The sequence below is a fragment of the Halodesulfurarchaeum sp. genome, from assembly GCF_036626455.1.
GTDB lineage: Archaea > Halobacteriota > Halobacteria > Halobacteriales > Halobacteriaceae > Halodesulfurarchaeum.
In genome coordinates this window covers 1-8,627 of sequence record NZ_JAZKRK010000055.1, presented here as the reverse complement: position 1 = coordinate 8,627, position 8,627 = coordinate 1, and the positions used below count along the sequence as shown (strand labels likewise).

Annotated in this window: 8 protein-coding genes; 6 read left to right on the top strand and 2 right to left on the bottom strand. The window is 59.1% G+C overall.

Annotation, left to right across the window (positions count from 1 at the left end; all coding sequences use genetic code 11):
* The coding region (locus tag V5A26_RS10785) for a DUF7344 domain-containing protein (RefSeq protein ID WP_442908761.1) at positions 1 to 212 on the bottom strand (212 nt) is incomplete at its 3' end.
* Positions 213 to 437: 225 nt separating this feature from the next.
* On the opposite strand from V5A26_RS10785, the gene V5A26_RS10780 reads away from it, so the two are divergent.
* The 6 genes from V5A26_RS10780 to V5A26_RS10755 all read left to right on the top strand — a co-directional run bounded on the left by V5A26_RS10780 (position 438) and on the right by V5A26_RS10755 (position 8,117).
* A complete protein-coding gene (locus V5A26_RS10780; RefSeq protein WP_332321989.1) occupies positions 438 to 1,298 on the top strand; it encodes a SipW-dependent-type signal peptide-containing protein in 861 nt (286 codons plus the stop codon).
* A 17-nt stretch (positions 1,299 to 1,315) separates the two neighbouring features.
* Positions 1,316 to 3,079: a vWA domain-containing protein gene (locus V5A26_RS10775; protein WP_332321988.1), complete on the top strand. Its 1,764-nt coding sequence runs from the start codon at positions 1,316 to 1,318 to the stop codon at positions 3,077 to 3,079.
* A gap of 123 nt (positions 3,080 to 3,202) precedes the next feature.
* A complete protein-coding gene (locus V5A26_RS10770) occupies positions 3,203 to 5,008 on the top strand; it encodes a vWA domain-containing protein (RefSeq protein ID WP_332322500.1) in 1,806 nt (601 codons plus the stop codon).
* A gap of 189 nt (positions 5,009 to 5,197) precedes the next feature.
* Positions 5,198 to 5,878, top strand: a complete 681-nt coding sequence (locus V5A26_RS10765; RefSeq protein ID WP_332321986.1) for a hypothetical protein — start codon at positions 5,198 to 5,200, stop codon at positions 5,876 to 5,878.
* 111 nt (positions 5,879 to 5,989) lie between these two features.
* Entirely contained in the window at positions 5,990 to 7,105 is a 1,116-nt protein-coding gene (locus V5A26_RS10760; RefSeq protein ID WP_332322499.1) for a hypothetical protein, read from the top strand.
* A gap of 46 nt (positions 7,106 to 7,151) precedes the next feature.
* On the top strand, positions 7,152 to 8,117 hold the full coding sequence (locus V5A26_RS10755; protein ID WP_332322498.1) for a signal peptidase I: 966 nt from the start codon (positions 7,152 to 7,154) through the stop codon (positions 8,115 to 8,117).
* A 102-nt stretch (positions 8,118 to 8,219) separates the two neighbouring features.
* Here V5A26_RS10755 and V5A26_RS10750 read toward each other — a convergent pair.
* The coding region (locus V5A26_RS10750; protein ID WP_332322497.1) for a hypothetical protein at positions 8,220 to 8,627 on the bottom strand (408 nt) is incomplete at its 5' end.

Below are 8,627 nucleotides of genomic sequence, written 5' to 3'. Positions count from 1 at the left end.
GTCTGGTGCAACGAGTTGTAGACGCTCTCTCTGAGCGCTCGGGGTGGTGGTGATTGATTGGCTTCGTTCGCCGCGATCGTCTCTGCAAGTTCCCGTAAAGTCACCGATCCCACGGATTCCTGGAGGTGTTCGAGGACTCGACGGCGCCGGTCATTCCGAAGAATGTCGTGTATTTTCGTCTCTGCAAGTCCAGTCGACCGCCTGAGATTCATAGTCCCAACTCCAGGGGTCCAGTGGCTTATTTATCGACCCCTTTAATTTATTGGGTCTTCTATAGTGGGCTCTTTAGCCGTTCCAAGCGGGGCATTAAAATCTCAACAATCCTCTTAGATGCGTCAAATAGGCCGTTAGACAGTATATCTGGTTATTAGCTATGAGGAGTTCCCTCATGGGGTGTGATACGGCCCACCACCACTATCGTGGGGCCGAGACAACCCATGTCGAAGAAAGTAAAACTGACGCGACGTCGCGTCCTCGGTGGCCTCGGAACGATCGGTCTCGCCGGAGCCGCCGCAGGACTCGGAACGTCCGCGTATCTCAACGACTCGGAATCGTTCACAGGAAACTCGATCACCGCGGGCACGCTCGATATGAGCGTTACGGCGACGGTCGAGGCGGCCAACGACTACTGGGCAGGGCAGGTGGACCTCACGACGCTTGAGGAAACGGCCGATGGCGAGGCCGGTGCAGGACTCATCGTCGACGACGTGAAGCCCGGTGACTGGGGCATCATCTGTTTCGATATCAACGTCGGTGACAATCCTGGCTACGTCCAGGTGAGTACGGAGAACCTCGTGAGTAACGAGAACGACTACACCGAACCGGAGCCGGATACGGGCAATGAGACGGCCATGACGGGCGACTTCAACGATCCGGGGGTCAGTGACGGAATGGGCGAATTGCAGGACAAGATTCTGGCCACGGTGTGGCACGATTACGGCGACGGGGAGCGGACATCGCTCTCAGAGCTCGACCCGACAACGAATCTCAACGGTTCGTCCATCGACAGCAATGCTTGGTCGTCGGACCGCGACGAGGGTGGCCTCGTCGACACAGAGCGGCACTACACGACCCTCCAAGAAGCGTTTGGTACCTACAATACCGGCGTCACGCTGGGGGGGAGTGACGAGCCGATGATAGTCGGGTCTGGAGAGGACTCGGGGGAATTTTGCCTGCTACTGGAGGTTCCCTCCGAGGTGGGCAACGAGATTCAAGGCGATTCCCTGTCCTTCGACCTCGTCTTCCAGGCCGAACAGAGCCGGAACAACGACGATCCAACGTTCAACTCGACAGCGTGATCCATGGGTGATCGAACATGAGTAAAGAAACCCAAGGATTCGAACTTTCCCGACGGAAGGTTCTCGCTGGACTCGGCGGCGTCGGTCTCGCCTCCGCTGGAGCGGGACTCGGCACGTCGGCGTTCCTCAACGATACGGAATCGTTCGAGGGCAACACCATCACGGCGGGCGAACTCGACCTCAAGGTCGACTGGGAGGAACACTACTCCTATCCCCAGTTGTACGAATTCGGTGACCCGACGGAGGGACTCGACTACGATGTCCACCGGATGAACCCCGACGACCCCGACTTCGTGGCATTCCCAGACCCGGAAAATCCGATGGTATGGATACACGAAGATGACGTTCCGGCGTACATGGAGAACACGGCCATCGAAGCATTTCCGGACCCCGACGGGGATGGGACACAGGAAATCAACACTGGGGAATTCACGTACTCCCCATGTGAGCACGGCGCGGACCTCGACGCTGATCTCACACCCAGTGATGGGGGAGCAACCCGGACGGGTAATGCTGACACGTGGGTCGATGATGTAGCGCAACCGCTCATTAACCTGCAGGACGTCAAACCTGGCGACTTCGGCGAACTCACCTTGAGCTTCCACCTGTGTGACAACCCCGGATACGTCTGGCTTCAGGCGGCCAACGTGACTGAGTCGGAGCATGGACTCACCGAGCCCGAGGGGGAAGTGGACGATAGCCCAGATGTTCCCGAACTCGCAGAGAACATTCAAACCGCCTGGTGGTACGATACCAACGGTAACAACGTCATCGACGAGTCGATCGGGACAGTCGACGTCATGATCGCCGTCGACACCTCGGGGTCACTGTCGTCGACCGACGTTGGGGAATTGGAGGCCGCCGCGAACAACCTCGCAGCGGATCTCGACGTCGAGGCAGACGCTCGAATCGGAGGTCTTTCGTTCGGCGGCGGATCAATCGAGGACTTCGTCGCACTTGGGGACGGCCCAGTGAACTTCTCCGGACTGGCTGCTAACGGTAATACGCCGATGCCGGCCGCGCTCGACATCGCGCGCGCAGAACTCGACGCGAACGGACGGTCGGGTGCGGAGACGTTCATCGTGTTGCTGACGGACGGGGGGCCAAATTACGAGAACCAGGTGTTCGAAGCCGGGGGGCACTCGGTTGGTGGGAGCTATACTGGGGGGAACATGTCCCCTTCAGACGTCGTTCACGATAGCGAACTCTGTGAGACCGCCGAGATCGCCGCCGACGTCAGAAATGATCACCGTATCATTACGGTCGGGATTGATGACGACGGGCTTCCGACCAACAACGACGATCCGCAGGACTGCGACGGGAATTCGATTGCGAGCCTGTCACAGTACCTCCGGGACTACATCGCCGGCAACCCGGCCGATTACATCGCCGCGGAGGCGCCGGGAACGGTTTCGAAGGTTCTCGAGGCGATCATCGATGCGATCGCCGTCTCCGAGGAGGTCTTCCACCGAGGAACGCTGGCAGCCGACCTGGACATGCTAACGAGCGGGAATGGCATTCCCCTCGACGGGGTCCAGGCGACGGATTTCGACGAGCTTACAGGCGATCCGACGGCGGAAGCGCGGGAATGCTTCCAGGCGGGTGTGTCCAACTACATCGGCTTCGCCTGGTGGCTCCCGACCGACGTCGGCAACGAGATCCAGGGCGATTCGGTCGGCTTCGATCTCGGATTCTACACCGAACAGTGCCGAAACAACGACGGCTCGGGGCCAGGAGAGGAATCAACCACGACTACCACGGGTACCACGACTGGGACCTGAACGCGATATTTGGCCGACCTAACCTGGCATTCGGTCGGCCAATCCACTCACGCAGGCGCGACGCAACCGGCGTGTCGAGCGGTTCGATTCCGCTCGTGAGCTTCCCCCCACGGGGGGCAAACCATGACTGACAACAAACGATTCTACCACCTGTCGCGGCGATCGGTACTCGCCGGAATCGGGGGTGTCGGTCTCGCCTCAGCGGGTGCGGGACTGGGCACGTCGGCGTTCCTCAACGACAGGGAAACGTTCGAGAACAGCACGATAACCGCGGGCACGCTCGACTTGCTGGTCGATTACTACTCCTACTGGGACCAGGGCATGGCCGGCACCGGGCAGGTGCATGGAACCCAGGACGGAAGCGGCACGGTCAGTGGCGTGCTCGACGACGTCAAGCCGGGCGACAGCGGCCTGCTAGCGTTCTGTCCGCGGATCGAGACCAATCCTGCGTACCTCTGGCTCTGTGGCGAAATCACCGCGAACAGCGAGAACGGATACACGGAACCCGAACCGGAGACGGCGGCGAACGGTGATCTCAACGACCCAGGCGTGATGGACGGCGCCGGTGAGTTGGCCGAAAGTATCGAGGTGACGGTTTCGTACTGCGATCTCGACGACGATATCGCGGACGATGGGGACGATGACGACGCCAACGACGGCTTCGATCCGAGCGACGTCACGAGCGTCGCCAAAGTCTGGACCGGTACGTTCGCCGAACTCATGACCGCGATTCGGAACGGCGTTCCCCTCGATGGCGGCGGCGCAGTTCCCGGTGACGCCGGTTTCCACGCTCCGGGCAACCAGGCATGTTTCGTCGGCTCGGCGAGCGAAATGGCGAATCCCTGCCTGTGCCTCGAGTGGCACGTTCCAACGGAAGTCGGGAACGAAATCCAGGGCGATTCGTTGAGTTTCGACCTGGAGTTCCACGCCGAACAGTGCCGGAACAACGACGGGACGCACAACCCATGTGCCGGAGATGGAGTTGAAAGAGAATGTCCCGATTGTGCAGTTGACACCAGCGCGACCCAATCTCCGGAAATCACCGTTCAAAGTACGAACGCTTCGAGTTTCCCGCAGGTTTCGACCTTCCTCGAAATCGATACGACCTCGGGCCAAAACGGCGATCTGACTGCAGGCGACTTCGCACTCTGTGAGGCCGGGTGTGGACAAGACCTGACGGTGGACTTCACGAGTGAAGGAAAACAGGTCGACTTCGTCTTCCTCATGGACGTTACCGGTAGCATGGGCGGCGAACTAGAGGGGATGAAAACAAACGTTCAGGATTTCATCGATGATGTCGTGGCAGAAGGACTCAACGCCCGGTACGCTCTGTACCTCTTTGGCGACGATGATGAAGAGTACACTGGACCGCCAGCGGTGTTCTTGAAACAGGACTTCACGGCGAATGCGACAACGTTCAAGAACTCGGTTCAAAACACGAGCCTCGGAGAGGAAGTCGGATATGGAGGGGATACTCCAGAAGACAATTACGAGGCCATACTCACGGCAGATAACGACCTATCGTTCCGAACGGGTTCACAGCGGGTCATGATCGATATCACTGACGCACCTAGTGACGAAGATCCGGACCAGACCATTGGCGGCCTCGCAGAGACCCGTCCCAACGCCGTGTCAGTCCTGGACGAATACACGTACTTCGCCGTGTCCTACGACGTCGACGAGGAGGAACCTGACCCTCACCAAAAGAAAGAATTGGCGAAGGATGTCGACGGAACCTGGATCATGCTGGGCGAGGATATGGGTCCCATCCTCGATGAGATCCAGTCAGAGGTTGCTACCTCCTACAGGGTCAATTACACCACCGCAAACCCTGTCACGGACGGAACGGCTCGTGATATCGTCATCGAAATATCGGATCCAGACGAGGGAACGCTCTACGCCACCACGCAATACACAGCACCGAGTTGAACAGGCTTTACAACTGGCCCACATGGAATAAACTCTCCAATAGTCCGGAGATGAAGCGGGAGCCTCCAGTTTCACGGCGGTTCGACTCCGTCCGTGAGTCCTCAAAAGATCGACCATGACCACCACCCCACGACTGACCGAACGTAGTCGGCTGTCCCGTACCGCCGGCCGCAGCCTGGAGGGATACCTGTGACCCTGTCGCGACGCCGCCTTCTCGCTGCAACCAGCATCGGCGCGGCAACTGTCCTCGGCTTTCCAGCCGTCTCGTCACGAGCGCTCGCGTACCCGGAAACCACGACGGTGGGAGACGCCCCGAGTGCCCAGATCTCCTGGCGCGAGACGTACAATGGCGCCGTCGTCGACTCGAGCGATGCTGGCGGCGGTCCCGTCCTCGACGTCTCCAATGCACAACCCGGGGATTCTGGAACAGTAGCGTTCAGCGTGACGCCGGACACGGAAACGAGTATTCGAACGTGGTTCTCCCTCGCCGTAACCGCGAACGACGAAAACGGGCGAAACGAACCGGAGCGGAAGGCGGGAGACGAGACGCCCGACCGGGGTGAATTGGCGGACGCGATAAAAACGACCGTCTGGTTCGATACCGGATCCTTCGGTGTCTCTTCGTTCGGTGGCTGTAACGGGACGCGAAGCCCAGGCGAGACGGTCGTTTACGATGGGTCGCTCACCGGCGCCGGTGCGGCCCTCGGCGATGGCGTTCTCCTGGCCGACGAGCGGGAGTGTCTCTCCGGCGATGAAGGTGTTTGTGTGGGCGTCGCGTGGTCGCTTCCGGAATCGGCTGAGAACCGCATCCAGGGCGACGGTGTATCAACCTCGCTGTCGTTCACGGTCGAATCGTGTGGGGAATCGTGACCCGAAATAACCCGTTTAACGTGGTGCTTCACCGGCTAAGCCTGTCAATAAATATGGCCCATAGCAGGGTACCGTATGCCATGTGCTACAATGAAACAGGAGCTAACAAACATGCCTGACATATCCCGACGGGCAGTGCTCCAGGGGTTGACTCTAACTGGGGTTGCGAGTGTCGGCGCCGGAATGGGAGTCGGGACGTACGCGCTTGTCTCGGATGGTTCGACATTTCGATCAAACGTGCTTCGATCCGGATCCCTCGAATTCGAGATCGCGACGCTGGTGGAATACGACGGAACGAACTTCGCGAGGCCCGAACAGGACCGAGAAACGTTCCCCACGAGGTTCACGTCCGACCGAACGATCGAACTCCCCGTTCCAGAAATAGACTCACAAGGTCCAGTTCGAGGGACCACGACAGTGGCATTCCGCGCGTGTGAGAATCCAGCACGCGTTTGGCTGCGAGCGGACGGGGAGCGATCCGCGCTGGCAGACGCGCTCCAGGTGAACGTTGTGTATTCGAGCCGCTGTAAAACGTCGGGAACAACGATCTACGACGGACCGCTCGCTGGATTTTTCGACCAATTCGGTAGTGGCGGTTTGCTCGGCAGCTGTTCGACGCTTGGCAAGGTCGAAGTCAATGACGGTGCCTTCGTCGTCGAAACCGAGGCGGGGACTGGCGATTCTCTGTCCGTTCCCGAGAACATTCCAGGGGAGCTCACATTCGATGGGCCCGATGGCCCGACGACGATCCGGATCACAGACGTCTACTACAAGGACGACTCCGATGACGATTCCGAAGTCGTTGGTGTGGACATCGCGTCATCTGACGTGGAATTCTGTCGCGTCGACGTCAAAGGCGGTGGCAAACAGCCCACGCCGGGATCGGGCGCCGGTGGGAAAAACAAATCATCGGATAAACCGTCGTCGGGTGGCGGGTCGTCGACCGGACGAGATTCCGACGACGGCATCGTCACGTATCGGCCCGACTGCTCGGGAACAGCCAGCGGACTCCTGGCAGGTGAGACCCCGGGGGGAACGCAGAGTGGACTCAGTCACTTCACGATATCTACCTGCAACAATACGTGTCTCGGGTGCGACCCGGGTTGTTTAGTTCTCGATTGGCGGCTCGACGACCCCGCGAGCGTCGCAGAGGAATCGCTTCGCTTCGACCTCGAACTGTTCGCCAACCAGTGCAGGAACACGAAACCAACGAATCCATGGAGCTAATCACGAACCACGACACAGCGCATCGAGCAGTACGGAGGTCGGACCCATGATCGGTCTCTCAATCAAACGGGTCGCGAATGTTCTTGTAACGGTGCTCGCCGTTTCAATTCTGGCCGCATTCGTGATCCAGGCAGTGCCGAGCCTTATCGGGGCCGAGGCGAGTTACGTCGTCCTTTCAGGCAGCATGGAACCCACGATTTCGACAGGCGACGCTGTCGTCGTCAATTCCGTCGATCCGTCGACAATCGATCGGGGTGACGTCATTACCTACACGAGAGGAACGGAGGCACTCCCCGTGACCCACCGGGTCGTGGACATTCGAACCGAGGAGCGTGGCCTGGTGTTCGAAACAAAAGGTGACGCCAATGAAGACGCTGATCCTGCACCAATCGGTGCCGAACACGTGACAGGGAAGGTCTGGTTCGTGATCCCTTACATCGGGCACGTGATACTTTTTGCCAATACGCCCCATGGTTTGGGCGTCCTCGTTGGGCTTCCGATTGTCGGATTGCTCCTTTCGGAGTTCTACGTGTTTGCGCGTGGCGGCCTGTTCAGGAAGGACGGAGGCGCTTCGAATTCCACAGATGAGGCGCCGTCGAAAGAAAACCACGAAATGCGAAATGTGGCCAAAAAAGACGGGGCGGCCATTGAAAACGCCGGTGAGAATCAAGCCGCCGTTGCAAACGCCCAGTCCACTGGGGAGCCCAACCCGGACGGAATTGTCCTCACGGGAATGGACCTGAAATTCAGTGCCGTTGGATTTGGCCTGTTCGCGGGCTACAGTGGGTTCGTGATATACCAGCATCCGGGACCGATTCACGCGGCTGTATTCGTGGCATCCGTGCTCGTATTCGCGTTCTTGGGGATAGTTCTCGTCCTAGACACGGGATGGCTCGATTTGGGTGGATCATCGTCCGAGGATCAGTCGACCGACGAATCTTCCTCCGAGACGCTGGCCGACGGGGGAACTGGATCGACCGACGATTGGGGAGGTGGAGAAAATGGCCAATAACGCCACATCCCTGTTTCTCATATCGATCGTCGTCTTGGCTGGATTTGGGGGCGGATTTAGCGTTGCTGCCCTTTCCGATTCGGCGACAGTTTCTCTTTCAATTCACGTTGGAAACGTGTCGGACGACGGGGCTATCTTCGAGGCAGAGGTCTCAGAAACACCGACTTCCCAACCGACGCCGTCAGAATTTACTTCGACGAAGACGCCGTCAGGCGGAGGCCTCACTACCATACCGACGAGGGAGAACAACACGACCTCGGAACCCACAACGAAGCCACCTACGACCACGAGCCTCCCGGCGGTAACCACGACCGAGGAACCGAACGGCACCAAGACATCGACCCCGACGACAGCGAACCGCTCGACAAAGACGACTACCGCGACGACGTCGACTACCGAAGAGTCGACCACGACCACTTCCACTCCCTCGACTACTGAAGAACCGACGACTACAGAGACCACTATGACGTCATCTACTACGACCACCGAGGCCACTCCAACAACAGAAGA